The sequence below is a fragment of the Kribbella sp. NPDC006257 genome (assembly GCF_040613535.1).
In the GTDB taxonomy this organism is placed as follows: domain Bacteria; phylum Actinomycetota; class Actinomycetes; order Propionibacteriales; family Kribbellaceae; genus Kribbella.
Genome location: NZ_JBEXSJ010000025.1, coordinates 38,289 through 53,329, shown reverse-complemented (window position 1 = coordinate 53,329; position 15,041 = coordinate 38,289). Strand labels below are relative to the sequence as shown.

Here is a 15,041-nt window from a genome sequence, read left to right as displayed (position 1 = left end):
GCGCGTGAGGGAGGTCACCGCATGGGCGCGACGATTCGCCGTACGCTGCGGGTGACCGACGGGTAACCGAGGCAAGGGATGCGGCGATGGCTGACGAGACGAGTACCGGCAAGGCCTTCCGGAGCAGGCGGTCCTGCCTGGCGACACCCGGGTCCAACCCGCGGTTCCTGGAGAAGGCGAAGGGGCTGGACGCCGACCAGGTGTTCCTCGACCTGGAGGACTCGGTCGCGCCGATCGCCAAGGTGGACGCCCGGAAGAACATCGTCGCGGCGCTGAACGAAGGCGGCTGGGGTACGAAGACGCGGGTGGTCCGGGTAAACGACTGGACCACCGAGTGGACCTATGCCGACGTGATCGAGGTCGTCTCCGGCGCCGGCGCGAATCTCGACTGCATCATGCTGCCGAAGGTGCAGACCGCCGAGCAGGTGGTCGCGCTCGACCTCCTGTTGACCCAGCTGGAGAAGGTGCACGGGCTCGAGGTCGGCCGGCTCGGGATCGAGGCGCAGATCGAGAACGCGCTCGGGCTGACCAACGTCAACGCGATCGCCGCCGCCTCGCCGCGGGTCGAGACGATCATCTTCGGCCCGGCCGATTTCATGGCTTCGATCAACATGAAGTCTTTGGTGGTAGGGGAGCAGCCGCCCGGGTACGACGTGGGCGACGCTTACCACTACATCCTGATGCAGATCCTGATGGCGGCGCGCGCCTACGGCAAGCAGGCGATCGACGGCCCCTACCTGCAGATCAAGGAACTCGACGGGTTCCGGCGGGTCGCGGGTCGCTCCGCAGCGCTCGGCTTCGACGGCAAGTGGGTCCTGCACCCGGACCAGATCGCGGCCGCCAACGAGGTGTACTCGCCGCGCCAGGAGGACTACGACCACTCCGAGAACATCCTCGACGCCTACGACCACTACACCTCGGCCGCCGGCGGCGCCCGCGGCGCAGTCATGCTCGGGGACGAGATGATCGACGAGGCCTCCCGCAAGATGGCACTCGTCATCTCCGCCAAGGGCCGGGCCGCCGGCATGACCCGCACCGACGTCTGGCAACCGCCCGCCGACTGACGTCGCCCGGACCCCGGGCCTCGCTCAGCCCGCGGGTGGCACCTGGGACATCAGGGCGAGCAGGTGGCCGTCGGGGTCGGGAAAGAAGGCCATCCATTCTTCGACACCTGAATCATGCTTGTGAATAAGCTGTGGAGCCGCCTCGAAGCTGACGCCGCGGGCGGTGAGCTCGTCGTACGCCGTCCGGATGTCGTCGACGCGGAAGTAGAGGATCGACGGTTTTCCCGGCTCGCTTCTGGCGCTGAGGAACAGCTGCCACATCCTCACGCTAGCCCTGTGGCGCCGGAATTACCCTTCCCCGGCACAAGACGAGGAGCCGGTCAGCCGAGGGTGAAGACCTTGAGGAGGCGGATCGGGCGGACCGGCGGGCCGTCCTGGTCGGGGTCGGCGATGCCTGCCTTGACCATCCGGTCGAAGGCGGACATGCCGAAGATGACATGGCCGAGGACGGTGTAGTCCGGCGGGATGTTCGCGAACGAGTGCACGACGAAGAACTCGCTCCCGTTGGTGCCCGGACCTTGGTTGCCCATAGCAACGGTGCCGCGCGGGTAGGTCTCCTTGCCGGTCACCTCGTCGGGGAACTTGTACCCCGGCCCGCCTTCCTCCTGGCGGTAGATGTCACCGCATTGCAGGACGCCGAGCCGCGCCGAGTTCGTCAACCGGAAGCACTGGGTGAAGTCGTAGAACTTGCTCGTCGTCAGATGCACGAAATTGGAGACGCCGCACGGCGCGTTCGCCCGGTCCATCCGGACCACGAACGGCCCGTAGTTCGTCACGAAGTACACGTCGACGGTGCCCTTCGCCAGCGCCGTCGCCGGCGGCACGGTGACCGGCTTGGCAGCTGGATTCTCCGGCGTCGGCGTGAACTGGCACTGAACGGTCGGCGGCTGGTGTCCATCCCGTACTGCGGGCGCCGCCGCCGCGGTGGTCGTGGTCAGCGTCGCGGCGACCAGGGTGGCCGCGATCAGGGCAGGGATCGTTGGTCGCTTCATGCCAGGACATTAGCGGCGCGTGACACCGTTGTCACCGGATTCTCGACCACGGATGTCAGCAGTCCTCGAGGCCGTCGATGCGGTTCGTCGCGTTCTCGACGTAGTAGCTGGCCATCCAGCCGTAGATGCCGTTCGGGGTCGAGACCCAGAGCCAGTAGGGGTTACCGCCGACAACGGTTCCGGTGCCGTTCTGGCAGAAGACCTTGACGACGCTCCAGGAGTTGACATGGTCGATCACTCGCGGACAGTTGCCCGGACCTGGGTACAGATCGCATTCTTCGCTGGAGTCCGCGCGGACCGACACATTGTCCGCCCAGACGCCGTAGAAGCCGGCGCCATGACCTGCTGCGGCAGCCTGCGGCGCACCGGCGGTGACGAAGGTGATTCCGGCGATCAGCAGTCCGGTGGCTGCGGCGGAGGCTCGGCGGACGAACCGGGACATGGTCATGTGAGATTCCCCCTTGGTGATGACCGTCGCACGGTGCGACGGCGCAGGACGAAGATGCCAAGGGGTTGCGACAGCGCCAAGCTTTTCAATGGTGCCTTAAGTCCCGGTTCCGTTGAGCAGGTCCTCGCCGAGGGTGGTCAGTTCGTGGAGGACCGCGGTGCCGGTCCTGCGCGTGGTGATCAGCCCGGCGCCACGGAGTACGGCGGTCTGCTGGCTGGCTGCGGGCAGCGAGACCTTGCAGAGCTGGGCGACCTCGCTGGTGGTCTTGCCGTTGCCGATCACAGCCAGCGCCTCTGCTCTGGTGCGGCCCAGCAGCGCGGCCAGTGAGCCGGCCGTGCGGGTCTCGCCCTGGTGGAGCTCACCGGGTGCCGGACGAGTCGGGAACACCAGCACCGGCGGCAGGTTGCCGTCACGGAGCTTCGTCGGCGCCTGCCAGCAGAAGAACGACGGCTGGAGCCGCAGGCCGCGGCCGTCGAGGTACACATCGGTATCGACGAAGTCGAGGATCTGCAGCACCGGCGCCTGCCAGCGGACCCGCGGATGCAGGTTCGCCAGCAGGTGCTCGACGCCGTGGTGAACCATCGACTCGACCCGGATCGCCCGGTCGGCGTTGACCTGCCGCCGGATCGACGGCCAGTACGGCGCGATCGCGGTGTCGTGGTACGCCCGGACGTCGGCACCCAACTGCTTCATCGCCCCCGATTCCCCGGTGGCCAGGGCCTTCGTCCAGGCGGTCGCGGGTCGCCGGGTCATCAAGTAGTCGACCTGGTTCAGCACTGTCGTCCGCTCGGTCGAGACCAGCGTGTCCAGGGCCTCGTCGAGGTTGTCATGCGCCTTCGCCGGCGTCAGGAAGTCCGGCGAGTAGCCCCTGGCCGGAGCCAGCTCCACCAGGCGTCGCAGGTGCTGGCGGGGCGCCGGCTGGGTCACCTGGCGGCGCCACTTGCCGTAGACCAGCTCTGCTCCGCTGTCCTGCAGCAGGTGCAGGCTGAGCAGCACCTCCCAGAGCGGATCCGGCTCGGTCGCGAGCGTCGTACGGATCAGGTCCTGGGCAGTGAAGTGGATGCGAAGCATCGGTGAGCCTCCGAATGCGGCCGGTGGGCGTTCCTGAGCGCAGACGTGTCCCCATGGATGTCATGGGGTCATTGCAGACGGTAGCCGCTGACAGGGCCACCAGCGGCCCGGACCTCAGAGAGAGCTGAAGGAATCGGCTGTGAACTCGCTCTCGGCGGTGGTGACGCCTAAGGTGATGCGGTCCGGCCGAGGTTGATGCGTTGTGGGGTGTTGGTTGTGAACGGCGAGGTACTCGCAGGGCGGTACCGACTGCTGACGTTGCTGGGGCACGGTGGCGCAGGCGAGGTCTGGCAGGCCGAGGACGAGGTACTGGCCCGGCCGGTCGCAGTGAAGCTGTTGCGGCGGCTGGACGGCGACCTGATGGATGCCACTGAGCGGTTCCGCACAGAAGCACAGTCCGCTGCGCGCCTGCTTCACCCGAACGTGGTCGCCACCTACGACGTCGGTACTGCGGACGGCCAGGTGTTCCTGGTGATGGAGCTGGTCAACGGGCCCGACCTGGCAAAACTCCTGCGCAGCGGCGGTCTCCCACCGGTTCAGCAGGTCGCCGACATCGCAGTACAGGGTGCACGGGCTCTGGACGCGGCGCATGCCGCCGGGATCGTGCACCGGGACGTCAAGCCGGGCAACCTGCTGCTGGCGCCGAACGGCACGCTCAAGATCACCGACTTCGGCATCGCGCAGGCAGTAGGCCTCGACGGGGCCACTGGACCCGTGCTGCTCGGCACCGCCGCGTATGTCTCGCCAGAGCAGGTCCGTGGCGAGCGTGCGACACCCGCAAGCGACTGGTACTCCCTCGGCTGCGTGCTCTACGAACTGCTCGCCGGAGAGCCGCCGTTTGTCGGTGAGAACTTCGAGGCGGTACTCCGCCAGCACCTCGAAGCGACACCGGTGCCGATCGTCGTACGCCGGCCGGAGGTGAGTGCCGGCCTTGGTGAGCTCGTGACGAGACTGCTCGCCAAGGCACCTGGAGCTCGGCCGGCCTCCGCCGCCGAGGTGATCCGCTACCTCAACCAGCCCACCGCAGAAGCCGGGACGCGGGTACTGACGATCCTCCCGCTCGCCGAAGCACAACCCGCCTCTATCGAACCGGATGCAGGCGAACTGGTGCCTGGACTCCGCCCGGACGCCGAGGAGGACCAGCCGCGTCACAAGCGTGGTTTCCCGTTCGCCAAGGCGATCCTGGCGGTCGCGGTGGTGCTGGCCGGTGTGGTGATCGCCGCGCTGCTCAAGGAGGGCGTCGGCGACTCGACGGCGCAGGCCCACGACGTACCGACTCCATCCGTCGCGAGCAAGGCCACGGCGACGGTGAAACCGAAGCCCACGCCGACGCCGACCCCGACGCCCACGCCTACTCCGAAGCCCACCAAGAAGCCGAAGACCACGCCGGCGCCTTCGGCACGGATCAGTCAGCTGCGGACGCTCGCCGCTCTGCTCCGAGCCCAGGACGGGCGCGGTGCGAAGGTGGCACGGGCGGCGGCGAAGGATGTCGACGACGCGGCGGTAGCGCTGGACGAGGGGGACGAGGAGGAGGCGGGCAACAAGTTCGCCGACGCCAAGCGGCGGCTGATCGACGCCCAGCGCGAGCACCGCTGGCAGGCGACCCCGCAGATCGTCGTCCTCTTCAACACGCTCAGCCGCACGATGCCGCACTCGAACGACAACGACGAGTAAGTGAGCCACCTGACGGCCTCGGGGTGGCTCGTGTCACAGCGGGTGTCGGGGGCTGACCGCGATGCTGGGTACCGCGATACTCGCGAGTAAGCGCGCGACAAGGAGCCCAGCATGAGCAGGTTGCAGCAGACCGAAGGACTGACCGACATCCAGGAGGAGATCCTGAAGACGGTCCGGGCCTTCGTCGAGTCCGAGATCATCCCGGTCGCGACCGAGCTGGAGCACAAGGACGAGTACCCGACGAAGATCGTCGAAGGGCTCAAGGAGCTCGGCCTGTTCGGGCTGATGATCCCGGAGGAGTACGGCGGGCTCGGCGAGTCGCTGCTCACCTACGCGCTCTGCGTCGAGGAGATCGCCCGCGGCTGGATGAGCGTGTCGGGCATCATCAACACGCACTTCATCGTGGCCTACATGCTGTTGCAGCACGGCACCGACGAGCAGAAGCAGAAGTACCTGCCGCGGATGGCGACCGGCGACGTCCGCGGCGCGTTCTCGATGTCCGAGCCGGGGTGCGGCTCCGATGTCGCCGCGATCAAGACCAAGGCCACCAAGAACAAACAAGGGAAGGAAAGCGAGGGGGGTGGTGGCGATTCGTACACGATCAACGGCCAGAAGATGTGGCTGACCAACGGCGGGTCGGCCAACCTGGTCGCCGTACTGGTCAAGACCGACGAGGGCAACGACTCGGTCTACAAGAACATGACCACCTTCCTGGTCGAGAAGGAGCCGGGGTTCGGTGAGGTCGACAAGGGACTGACCGTGCCGGGCAAGATCGAGAAGATGGGCTACAAGGGCGTCGACACCACCGAGCTGATCTTCGACGGGTACGAGATCGACGCCGGGCAGATCCTCGGCGGCGTACCGGGCAAGGGTTTCTACCAGATGATGGACGGCGTCGAGGTCGGCCGGGTGAATGTCGCCGCCCGCGGCTGCGGGGTGGCCCGGCGCGCGTTCGAACTCGGTATCTCCTACGCCCAGCAGCGGGAGACCTTCGGCAAGAAGATCGCCGAGCACCAGGCCGTGCTGTTCCGGCTGGCCGACATGGCGGTCAAGGTCGAGGCGGCGCACGAGCTGATGGTGAAGGCGGCCCGGAAGAAGGACTCGGGCTCGCGGAACGACTTCGAGGCCGGCGTCGCGAAGTACCTGGCCAGCGAGTACTGCTCGCAGGTGGTCGAGGACTCCTTCCGGATCCACGGCGGGTACGGGTTCTCGAAGGAGTACGAGATCGAGCGGCTCTACCGCGAGGCCCCGATGCTGCTGATCGGGGAGGGCACGGCCGACATCCAGCGGATGATCATCGGCCGCCGCCTCCTCGAGGACTACAAGCTCTGATCCGTACTACGACAGGCTGTTCATCGAGCCGTCCAGGACGGCCCGGCCGAGTGCGGTCAGGTCATGCTGGACGGCTTGACCGGCCCGGCTGGTAGTGATCAGGCCCGCTTCGCGCAGGATGCCTGCCTGTCGGCTGGCTCCAGCAAGTGAGATCTGGCAGCGCCGGGCGAGCTGGGTCGTAGTACAGCCGTCTGCGATGGCCTCCAGGGCCGCAGCACGCGTGCTGCCGAGCAATGCGGACAGCGATAAGGAGCGCGCGTCGCCGCTGACCCGGTGGAGTGAACCAGGCGCGTACTGCACCGGGTAGACCAGCACCGGCGGAAGCAGTGGATCGTGCAGCTTCGTCGGCTTCTTCCAGCAGAACACTGACGGCTGCAGCTTGATACCGCGGCCGTCCAGGTGCAGGTCGTCGTCAGGGAAGCCGTCAATGTGCAGCACCGGCGACTCCCAGCGCACTGACGGATGCAGCTTGCCGAGCAGCTTGTCGACGCCACCTCCCGACATGTTGCTGACCTGGCGCTGCAGGTCGACCCGGACGACGGACCGGATGGAGTCCCAGTACGGCGCGATCGCGTACCGGTGGTAAGCGTGCAGTGCGTGGCCCAGATCCTTCACTGCCTCGCTGCGGCCGTCGGCAAGTTGGCGGGTCCACTGCGAAGCCGGACGGCGCTGGGCGAGGATGTCCAGCTCGTGCTGGAACCGGCGGCGCGGGATGGTGAGGACCTTCTCGACGCCTTCCTCGAAGCTGTCCGCGCTCTCCGCCGGGGTGAGGAAGTCCGGCGAGTAGCCACGCGGTGGTGCCAGCTGAACCAGGTGGCCGGCCGGCCGGGGCAGCTGCCGCCGCGTCCGCTCACGCCAGGTGCCGTAGTGACCGGTGCCGTCCCGGCCCTGCAGTTGGTGCACGCTGAGCAGCACTTCCCACAGCGGGTCGGGCTCGTCAGCCAGCGTGGTCCGGATCAGGTCGTCCCGGGTGAAATGGATGCGAAGCAAGAGGAGCGCCCCCTTCGGATTCTCTGCCTCGATCCTCCCCGACGCAGCCTGTCAGCGCCCTGTCACGGCAGGCGGCGCTGCCTGCGACGGGCGTTCCCAGCAGGATCGTCAGCCGGCCACGGTCGCGTTCTGGCGGATACCACCGGAGCCGTGGCCGGCCAGGAGCCAGATGCCGAGCTGGGTGACCTCATGGCGAACGGACGAACCCTCCCTGCGAGTGGTGATCAGCCCGGCCTCCCGCAGGACGCTTGCTTGATGGCTGGCTGCCGCAGCGGAGATGTTGCAGCGCTTGGCCAGCTCGGTCGTCGTACAGCCGGACACTGCGGCTTCCAGAGCAGCGGCGCGAGTAGACCCGAGCAGTGAGCCGAGAGCGTCGTCCGGGACAGGGTCCGTTGAGGCCTGCCGCAGGATGCCGGGCGCGTGCTGGATCGGGTAGACCAGGATCGGCTTGAGGTCCGGGTCCCGCAGCTTGGTCGGCACCTGCCAGCAGAACGCGGACGGCTGCAGCTCGATCCCACGGCCGTCCAGGTAGAGGTCGCGGTCGTTCATGTCGAGCACCTGGAGCACCGGCGCCACCCAGCGGACCCGAGGGTGCAGCGTCGACAGCAGCCGGTCGACGCCGTACCGGGCGACCGCGTCACCGCGATAGGCGTGGTCGGCGGTCACATGTGTGCCGATCGACTTCCAGTACGGCGCGATGGCGGCGTCATGGTACGTCTTGATCGCCCCACCGAGTTTGCGCAGCGAGGTGCGGCTGCCCTCGGCCAGCTCCCTGGTCCACGGCGAGACCGGGCGCCACTTGCTCAGCAGGTCCAGCTCACTGCGGATCTGCTGCCGCGGGGTCGACAGCGTCATGTCCAGCGCACTCTCGAAGTCAGGCGCAGACTCGGCCGGGGTGAGGAAGTCGGGGGAGTAGCCCCGCACGGGTGTGAGTTCCAGGAGCAGCCGCATCTGGTCCGGAGCCACCTTGGTCCGCACGTGGCGGCGCCAGTCGTCGAACACCAGCCGGCCGTCGGAGTGCTGCAGCATGTGCAGGCTGAGCAGGATCTCCCAGAGCGGAGCGGGCTGGGTGGACACGGTCGTGCGGGCGAGATCGCGAGGTGTGAAGTGGATGCGAAGCACGGAGCCCTCCCAGGGTGCGGATCATCGCGACATCCCCCGATGCCGTCGGTAGCAGACCGTGCTGGAGTGCTGACCGAACGCGATGCCGGAATTGAAGCAGGTGCTTGAGAGCGGGCACAACCTCATCGTCCGTCCCCGGACGCGGCAGTGGCGGCCATGGCAAGAGGTTGCCAACTCACGGCTACAGGTGTAATGGCGGGAAAGGGTTCACAGCCACCGGTTGCGCTTGAACAGCCAGTAAAGACCCGCACAAGCCACGCCCATCGCGGCCAGACAGACGAAGTACCCGTACCGCGAGGTCAGTCCCGGGATGTAGTCGAAGTTCATCCCGTAGATGCCGGCGATCATCGTCGGCACGGCCAAAATCGCGACCCAGGCCGAGATCCGGCGCATGTCGTCGTTCTCGGCCACCTGAACCTGGGCCAGCCCGGCCTGCAGGATCGAGCTGAGCAGTTCGTCGAAGGAGATCACCTGCTCCTTCACCCGGAGCAGGTGATCGTCCACGTCGCGGAAGTAGTTCCTGGTCTCGTCCGGGATCAGCGGGTGCCGCCCGGTGGAGAGCATCCGCATCGGACCGGTCAATGGCGCCACTGCCCGCTTCAGCTCGAGCACCTCGCGCTTGAGCTGGTAGACCCGCTCGATACTGCGCCAGCCGCGCGGGCTGAACATCTCGGTCTCGATCACGTCGATGTCGGCCTGGACGGCGTCGGCGACCTCCAGGTAGCTGTCCACCACGTGGTCGGTGATCGCATGCAGTACGCCGCCCGGCCCGGCGGCCAGCCGCTTGGGCTCCTTCTCCAGCTCCTGCCGCAGCCCGGTCAGCTCCCCGTGGTCGCCATGCCGCACGGTGATCACGAAGCCGGGTCCGCAGAAGATCATCACCTCACCGGTCTCGACCACCTCGCTGGTCGCCGTCAGCGTCCCGTGCGGCACGTACCGAACGGTCTTCAGTACGGCGAACAGCGTGTCGTCGTACCGCTCCAGCTTCGGCCGCTGGTGAGCCTCGGTCGCGTCCTCCAGCGCCAGCGCGTGCAGCCGGAACTCCGAGCCGATCACGGCGAGCTGCTGCTCGTTCGGCTCGAACAGGCCGATCCAGACGAATCCGTCACCGCGCCGGGCGCGGGTGAGCGCATCGACGTACGAACCGATCTTCCGGTCGCGGTACCCGTCGCGGTAGAACGCCCAGTCGACCAGGGCACCGTCCAGCGTGCCGCTGCCGACCAGATCGATCGGGCCAGCACCAGTGCCGGCGCGGCGCGCGAACACGCGTCCCACCCGGCGTGTCGCGCCCATGTCCCACCGTCGCCCGGTCATCGACGCGAGGCTATCAATGTGCCGTCACCAGCCGTCGGCCATGATGGACATGCACGCAAGAGGAGAGGAACGACGATGAGCACCCAGGGCATGCCCTCGCTGGACCCCCGGCCGACCGGAATGACGATCGGGACCTACGACACGTACCGGGAGGCGCAGCGCGCGGTCGACTACCTCTCGGACGAGAAGTTCCCCGTCGAGCACACCACCATCGTCGGCAACAACCTGCGCCAGGTGGAGAAGATCACCGGCCGGCTGACCTGGGGCCGCGCGCTCACCGGCGGCCTGGCCAGCGGCGCCTGGTTCGGCCTCTTCGTCGGCATCCTGCTCGGCCTGTTCACCAGCAACGGTGGCTGGCTGGCCGCGCTGCTCACCGGCGTGGTGCTGGGCGCGATCTTCGGGATGGCGTTCGGCGCGATCGGCTACGCGCAGCTGGGCGGGCGCCGCGACTTCACCTCACGCACCGCGGTGGTGGCGACGACGTACGACGTACTGTGCGACCACAAGTTCGCCGAGGAGGCCCGGAACCACCTGGCCAAGCTGGCGCTCAAGGGCGAGGTCGCACCGCGGCTGCCGGAGCAGTCCAGCTAGGGGGCATGTCCCAGTCACCAGGGTGTCCAGGCTGCTTCGACAGCGGCGTCGTGGTCACCCCGTCGAGCGAGGTCGAGCAACCGGTTGTTGCCGCGGAGATGGTCCGCGTAGGCAGCGATCGGTTCGCCCGGCCTGAGCGCCAGATGGCCGGCAGCGATTCGCAGGGCCAGCGGTAGATAGCCGCAGAGTTCAGCGAGATCTGCTGTCGCCTGCGGATCATGCTCGACCCGCTCTGCACCAAGCACCGCTCGCAGGAGCTCGATTGCTTCACCAGGAGCCAGTACTGCGAGCGTCGTACCGAATGCGCCTTCCAGAGCCAATTCGCTTCGGCTGGTGACCAGTACTGCGCTGTTCCGTGCATCCAGCAGTCGGCGTACCTGCTCCGCGTCCTTGGCGTCGTCCAGCAGGATCAGCACTCGCTTGTCGGCCGGTGGGACTGCATCTACCTCTCCGAGGAACCACTGGCCATCCGGGTAGCGGTCCTTCAACAAGTGCGCCGCCCGCACCGCAAGAGCAGTCTTGCCGACGCCCGGCGGTCCACTGATCGTGATCACCGGTACTGCGGCCTCGGTCAGATGCTCCACGATGGCAGCGACCTCGTCCTGTCGCCCAACGAAGTCCCCGATGTCGGCCGGCAGCTGCCGATGCACCTGCCACGGCGTCTCGTCCGGACCGTTCAGTACTGCGGAGTGCAGCCGGCGGATCTCCTCGCCAGGGTCGATACCGAGCTCTTCCCGCAGTAGAGCGGCCAGCTCCTCGTACGCCGCCAGGGCCTCCGCCTGCCGCGAGGACTTGTGCAACGCGAGCATCAGCTGCGCCCAGAACCTCTCCCGCAACGGGTACCGCTTCGTGAGTGAGGTCAGCTCGGGGATGAGGTCTGCATACTCCCGTAGAGCCAGTCGGGCATCGACGAGCTGCTCGGCGGCCCGCAGCCACTCCTCCTGCAGCACCGCCCGCTTGTCCCGTACTACGGCGGAGTCATGCGCCCCTGTCAGTGGCTCGCCCTGCCAGAGGCGCAGTGCCTCGGTCAGTGCATCCGCGGTCCCGGCAGCGGTCAGCTCCCGGAACTGGCAGAGGTCCAGGTCGCCCGGATCCACCTCTAGCCGGTAGCCACCCGCCTGGTGCCGCAGACCGAGCTCGGGACCTATGAGCCCGCGCAGCCGCGAGACGGCCGAGTGCAGCGCGCGCTGCGGCTGCGCGGGCGGCTCACCATCCCACAGCCACTGGACTAGTTCCGCGGCACTGGTCGTCTGGTTGGCGTTCACCAGCAGGGCGGCGAGCAGAGTTCGCAGTCTGGGCGCACCGATCGGGATCTCCCGTCCCTCTTCAAGGACCGTGACCGGGCCCAGGATGCGGAAGACGGGACTCATGCAGCTCAGTGTCCCCCGGACCCGGGTAGGTGCCCTCCAGCAGTGCGTGTCCGAGCCGGGTCGCCAGGTGGATCACCGATTTGCCGCGCCGGTGGGACTCGATCAGCCCGGCTTCCCGCAGTACGGCGGTCTGGTGGCTCGCAGTGGCGAGGGTGATGTCGCAGGCGGCCGCCAGCTGGGTTGTGGTGGTGCCGTCGACCGTGAGGCCGAGCACGGTCGCCCGGGTCTTGCCGACCAGAGCAGCCAGGCGCTCCTGGGTGTGGTCGCCCGCCTTGTCGCCGTGCAGGAGGCCGCCGGCGGTCTTGATCGGGAAGACCAGTACCGGGGGCAGTTCGGGGTCGGCCAGCTTGGTGGGCTGCTGCCAGCAGAAGTAAGACGGCTGCAGGCGCAGGCCCCGGCCGTTCAGTCGCAGGTCGCTGTCCGTCGAGAAGGTGGGGATCTCCAGCACGCTGTCCTTGAACTTCGCCTGCGGGTAGATGCCTTCCAGTACTGCGGCGATGCCGCCGGAGGTCAGCTGGTCCAGCCGCTGCCGGTGGTCGCTCCGGACGGCACCCTTGAGCGACGGCCAGTACGGGGCCAGTGCGGACTTGTGGTAGACGCGGATGGCATGTCCGAGGCGGTGCAGGGACTCGGGCCGGCCCTCGGAGAGCTGCCGGACCCAAGTGACGGCGCTGGGCCGCGGGGTGAGCATGGACAGGTCGGTGCGGAGTCGCCCACGCGGTACGGCCAGCAGCCGGTCGACTACGTGGTCGAGCTCGCCGGCGCGGGTCTGCGGCGTCAGGAAGTCGGGGGAGTACCCGACCGGCGGTGCCAGCGCGGCCAGCGGTCCGACGGCTTCCCTTGGGAGCTGACGGCGCATCCGCTGCCGCCAGCCGCTGTACTCAAGCGGCCCGTCCTCGACCTGCAGCATGTGCAGGCTCAGCAGCATCTCCCACATCGGGTCCGGCCCCGGCGCCAGAGTGGTCCTCGCGTAGTCGTCAGCGGTGAAGTGAATTCGCAGCATCGGTCCCGTCCTCCATCCCCAGAACCTCAAGCCAAACAGGCGCCGCTTACCGATCACTCACGGCCCGATCACGCCCGCTGGGTGACGTATCTCTCGGGAGCTGTCACCTGTTTGAGAGGTAGGCCACGCTCTGGGGTACTGCCGGGACCGGGTCTGATTGGGCAGCATGGGCGGGACAGAGCAGAAGGGGTTCGCTGATGCAGTTCGGGCGTAGCTACGAGGAGTTCGAGGTCGGTGCCGTCTACAAGCACTGGCCCGGCAAGACAGTGACCGAGTACGACGACCACCTGTTCTGCCTGCTCACCATGAACCACCACCCGCTGCACCTGGACACGCACTACGCCGAGGAGACCACCCAGTTCGGCAAGAACGTTGTGGTCGGCAACTACATCTACTCGATCCTGCTCGGCATGTCGGTGCCGGACGTCAGCGGCAAGGCGATCGCCAACCTGGAGATCGAGTCGCTGCGGCACATCGCGCCGACCTTCCACGGCGACACCATCTACGGCGAGACGACCGTGCTGGACAAGTGGGAGTCCAAGTCCAAGGACGACCGCGGTGTGGTCTACGTGGAGACCAAGGGCTACAAGCAGGACGGCACCGTCGTCTGCCTGTTCAAGCGCAAGGTGATGGTCCCGAAGAACTCCTACCTGGAAGCCCGCGGCGGCGAACAGCCCGGCCGGCCGGTGCCCATCGACCCACCCACCAAGTCGTAGCGGCCGAAGAACCGAGGGTCCAGGGCCCTCGATCCTTCGGACGCAAGGGGTCAGAGGAACAGTTCGATCACCGGGACCAGGACGTCGGGGCGCTGGGTGGGGAGCTCCAGCGTGAGGGTGCCCGGCGCGAGTCCGCCCATCGTCGTGTTCTGGGCCGTCTGGTCCGGATCGGTGACCGTACGGCGTACCTCGGACGCGTCGTGCAGGAACTGCGCGTAGCGGACCTTCCCGGCCATCCCCGGCAGATGCAGGTGATGCAGCGGCCACGCGAACACGTGCAGGTAGAGCCGGTCCCCGCGCTGCGTGAACCGGCAGTCCGGTGGGGGAGTCAGCTCGCTCGGACCCGCGCCGTGGATCGACCGGCTGTGCTGCCTGGTCCACCGCCCGAGCTGGCTCAACGTGTCCAGCGCCCGCGGATCGAACTCGCCTCGCCCGGTCGGCCCCACGTTGAGCAGCAGGTTGCCGTCCTTGGAGACCGAGTCGACGAGCATCCGGACGAGCAGGTCCGGTGACTTCCAGTCCAGGTTGTCGCGGTCGTATCCCCAGCTCCCGTTGAGCGTCTGGCAGGCCTCCCAGACCACCGGTACGCCGTCACGCACCATCGGGCTGCTCGGCTGGTACTGCTCGGGCGTGACGAAGTCGCCGGGGATGTCGAGCCGGTCGTTGATCAGGATGCCCGGCTGGAGCTCCCGGACCATCGCCATCAGCTCCTCCGAGCGCCAGTCGTCCTTGCCCTTCCCGGCGTTCGGCGTCCCGTCCTCGTACGGGCGGTTCGGATAGGAGAAGTCGAACCACATGATGTCGATCGGCCCGTACGCCGTGAGCAGCTCGCGGACCTGCGCGTGCAGGTAGTCGGCGTACACCTGGATGTTCCGGCCGGCCGACTTCGCCCGGGCCTCCTGGTCGTCGCGTTGCGGATGGTGTGTGTCGACCGGGAACTCGGGATGGTGCCAGTCGATCAGCGAGTGGTAGAAGCCGACCCCGAGCCCCTCGGCCCGGCAGGCTTCGACGAACGGCCCGACGAGGTCCTTGCCCCACGGCGTACCGGCGACCGTGTAGTCGGACACGTCGGAGTCCCAGAGACAGAAACCCTCGTGATGCTTGGTCGTCAGTACGGCGTACCGCATGCCGGCCTCGCGCGCCGCCCGGGCCCACTCCCGCGGGTCGTACAGATCGGGCTCGAAATGGTCGAAGTAGGGCTGGTAGTCCTCGTCGGTCAGGCGCTCGCGATTCTTCACCCACTCGTGCCGGGCCGGCAGCGAATACAGGCCCCAGTGGACGAACAGGCCGAAACGCCATTCCTTAAACTTAGTGATGGATTCAGAGGTCATAGCAGGAGATTCCCTTGTTTTCT

Annotated in this window: 15 protein-coding genes; 5 read left to right on the top strand and 10 right to left on the bottom strand. The window is 67.6% G+C overall.

Annotated elements, in window-relative coordinates:
- Window positions 1-86 precede the first annotated feature (86 nt).
- Complete coding sequence (locus ABZ004_RS27090; RefSeq protein WP_355683872.1) at window positions 87-1,064, top strand: CoA ester lyase; 978 nt, start codon at window positions 87-89, stop codon at window positions 1,062-1,064.
- Between the two features lie 24 nt (window positions 1,065-1,088).
- On the opposite strand, the gene ABZ004_RS27085 is transcribed toward ABZ004_RS27090, so the two are convergent.
- The 4 genes from ABZ004_RS27085 to ABZ004_RS27070 form a co-directional block, all read right to left on the bottom strand.
- On the bottom strand, window positions 1,089-1,325 hold the full coding sequence (locus ABZ004_RS27085; protein WP_355683871.1) for a VOC family protein: 237 nt from the start codon (window positions 1,323-1,325) through the stop codon (window positions 1,089-1,091).
- Window positions 1,326-1,384: 59 nt separating this feature from the next.
- On the bottom strand, window positions 1,385-2,056 hold the full coding sequence (locus ABZ004_RS27080; protein ID WP_355683870.1) for a peptidylprolyl isomerase: 672 nt from the start codon (window positions 2,054-2,056) through the stop codon (window positions 1,385-1,387).
- Window positions 2,057-2,111: 55 nt separating this feature from the next.
- On the bottom strand, window positions 2,112-2,504 hold the full coding sequence (locus ABZ004_RS27075) for a hypothetical protein (RefSeq protein WP_355683869.1): 393 nt from the start codon (window positions 2,502-2,504) through the stop codon (window positions 2,112-2,114).
- 96 nt (window positions 2,505-2,600) lie between these two features.
- Window positions 2,601-3,575 carry a winged helix-turn-helix domain-containing protein gene (locus ABZ004_RS27070; RefSeq protein ID WP_355683868.1) on the bottom strand — a complete coding sequence of 325 codons (975 nt, stop codon included), beginning with the start codon at window positions 3,573-3,575 and terminating at the stop codon, window positions 2,601-2,603.
- A gap of 216 nt (window positions 3,576-3,791) precedes the next feature.
- Between ABZ004_RS27070 and ABZ004_RS27065 the strand changes: the two genes are divergently transcribed.
- Together ABZ004_RS27065 and ABZ004_RS27060 are read left to right on the top strand one after the other, a co-directional pair.
- The gene (locus ABZ004_RS27065) at window positions 3,792-5,249 is read left to right on the top strand and encodes a serine/threonine-protein kinase (protein WP_355683867.1); all 1,458 of its coding nucleotides are present in this window, start codon (window positions 3,792-3,794) and stop codon (window positions 5,247-5,249) included.
- Between the two features lie 111 nt (window positions 5,250-5,360).
- Window positions 5,361-6,581, top strand: a complete 1,221-nt coding sequence (locus ABZ004_RS27060; RefSeq protein WP_355683866.1) for an acyl-CoA dehydrogenase family protein — start codon at window positions 5,361-5,363, stop codon at window positions 6,579-6,581.
- Window positions 6,582-6,587: 6 nt separating this feature from the next.
- Here the strand turns inward: ABZ004_RS27060 and ABZ004_RS27055 are convergent, their stop codons facing one another.
- The 3 genes from ABZ004_RS27055 to ABZ004_RS27045 all read right to left on the bottom strand — a co-directional run bounded on the left by ABZ004_RS27055 (window position 6,588) and on the right by ABZ004_RS27045 (window position 10,007).
- Complete coding sequence (locus ABZ004_RS27055) at window positions 6,588-7,571, bottom strand: winged helix-turn-helix domain-containing protein (RefSeq protein WP_355683865.1); 984 nt, start codon at window positions 7,569-7,571, stop codon at window positions 6,588-6,590.
- A gap of 108 nt (window positions 7,572-7,679) precedes the next feature.
- On the bottom strand, window positions 7,680-8,693 hold the full coding sequence (locus ABZ004_RS27050) for a helix-turn-helix domain-containing protein (protein ID WP_355683864.1): 1,014 nt from the start codon (window positions 8,691-8,693) through the stop codon (window positions 7,680-7,682).
- 207 nt (window positions 8,694-8,900) lie between these two features.
- A complete protein-coding gene (locus ABZ004_RS27045; protein ID WP_355683863.1) occupies window positions 8,901-10,007 on the bottom strand; it encodes a magnesium and cobalt transport protein CorA in 1,107 nt (368 codons plus the stop codon).
- Between the two features lie 75 nt (window positions 10,008-10,082).
- Between ABZ004_RS27045 and ABZ004_RS27040 the strand changes: the two genes are divergently transcribed.
- Window positions 10,083-10,598, top strand: a complete 516-nt coding sequence (locus ABZ004_RS27040; protein WP_355683862.1) for a phage holin family protein — start codon at window positions 10,083-10,085, stop codon at window positions 10,596-10,598.
- Window positions 10,599-10,612: 14 nt separating this feature from the next.
- Here ABZ004_RS27040 and ABZ004_RS27035 read toward each other — a convergent pair whose 3' ends face one another.
- Entirely contained in the window at window positions 10,613-11,968 is a 1,356-nt protein-coding gene (locus tag ABZ004_RS27035; protein WP_355683861.1) for a BTAD domain-containing putative transcriptional regulator, read from the bottom strand.
- Window positions 11,925-12,971 carry a helix-turn-helix domain-containing protein gene (locus ABZ004_RS27030; RefSeq protein WP_355683860.1) on the bottom strand — a complete coding sequence of 349 codons (1,047 nt, stop codon included), beginning with the start codon at window positions 12,969-12,971 and terminating at the stop codon, window positions 11,925-11,927. The genes ABZ004_RS27035 and ABZ004_RS27030 overlap by 44 nt, the downstream gene beginning before the upstream one ends.
- Window positions 12,972-13,168: 197 nt before the next feature.
- Between ABZ004_RS27030 and ABZ004_RS27025 the strand changes: the two genes are divergently transcribed.
- On the top strand, window positions 13,169-13,687 hold the full coding sequence (locus ABZ004_RS27025; protein ID WP_355683859.1) for a MaoC family dehydratase: 519 nt from the start codon (window positions 13,169-13,171) through the stop codon (window positions 13,685-13,687).
- 50 nt (window positions 13,688-13,737) lie between these two features.
- Here ABZ004_RS27025 and ABZ004_RS27020 read toward each other — a convergent pair whose 3' ends face one another.
- Complete coding sequence (locus ABZ004_RS27020) at window positions 13,738-15,018, bottom strand: alpha-L-fucosidase (protein ID WP_355683858.1); 1,281 nt, start codon at window positions 15,016-15,018, stop codon at window positions 13,738-13,740.
- Between the last annotated feature and the right edge of the window lie 23 nt (window positions 15,019-15,041).

Excerpts from the sequence above, each read along its gene's own strand:
- ABZ004_RS27035 (WP_355683861.1), bottom strand. The coding sequence starts at position 11,968 with ATGAGTCCCGTCTTCCGCATCCTGGGCCCGGTCACGGTCCTTGAAGAG.
- ABZ004_RS27030 (WP_355683860.1), bottom strand. The coding sequence starts at position 12,971 with ATGCTGCGAATTCACTTCACCGCTGACGACTACGCGAGGACCACTCTG.
- ABZ004_RS27045 (WP_355683863.1), bottom strand. The coding sequence starts at position 10,007 with ATGACCGGGCGACGGTGGGACATGGGCGCGACACGCCGGGTGGGACGC.
- ABZ004_RS27075 (WP_355683869.1), bottom strand. The coding sequence starts at position 2,504 with ATGACCATGTCCCGGTTCGTCCGCCGAGCCTCCGCCGCAGCCACCGGA.
- ABZ004_RS27080 (WP_355683870.1), bottom strand. The coding sequence starts at position 2,056 with ATGAAGCGACCAACGATCCCTGCCCTGATCGCGGCCACCCTGGTCGCC.
- ABZ004_RS27090 (WP_355683872.1), top strand. The coding sequence starts at position 87 with ATGGCTGACGAGACGAGTACCGGCAAGGCCTTCCGGAGCAGGCGGTCC.
- ABZ004_RS27085 (WP_355683871.1), bottom strand. The coding sequence starts at position 1,325 with ATGTGGCAGCTGTTCCTCAGCGCCAGAAGCGAGCCGGGAAAACCGTCG.
- ABZ004_RS27020 (WP_355683858.1), bottom strand. The coding sequence starts at position 15,018 with ATGACCTCTGAATCCATCACTAAGTTTAAGGAATGGCGTTTCGGCCTG.
- ABZ004_RS27060 (WP_355683866.1), top strand. The coding sequence starts at position 5,361 with ATGAGCAGGTTGCAGCAGACCGAAGGACTGACCGACATCCAGGAGGAG.
- ABZ004_RS27025 (WP_355683859.1), top strand. The coding sequence starts at position 13,169 with ATGCAGTTCGGGCGTAGCTACGAGGAGTTCGAGGTCGGTGCCGTCTAC.
- ABZ004_RS27070 (WP_355683868.1), bottom strand. The coding sequence starts at position 3,575 with ATGCTTCGCATCCACTTCACTGCCCAGGACCTGATCCGTACGACGCTC.
- ABZ004_RS27040 (WP_355683862.1), top strand. The coding sequence starts at position 10,083 with ATGAGCACCCAGGGCATGCCCTCGCTGGACCCCCGGCCGACCGGAATG.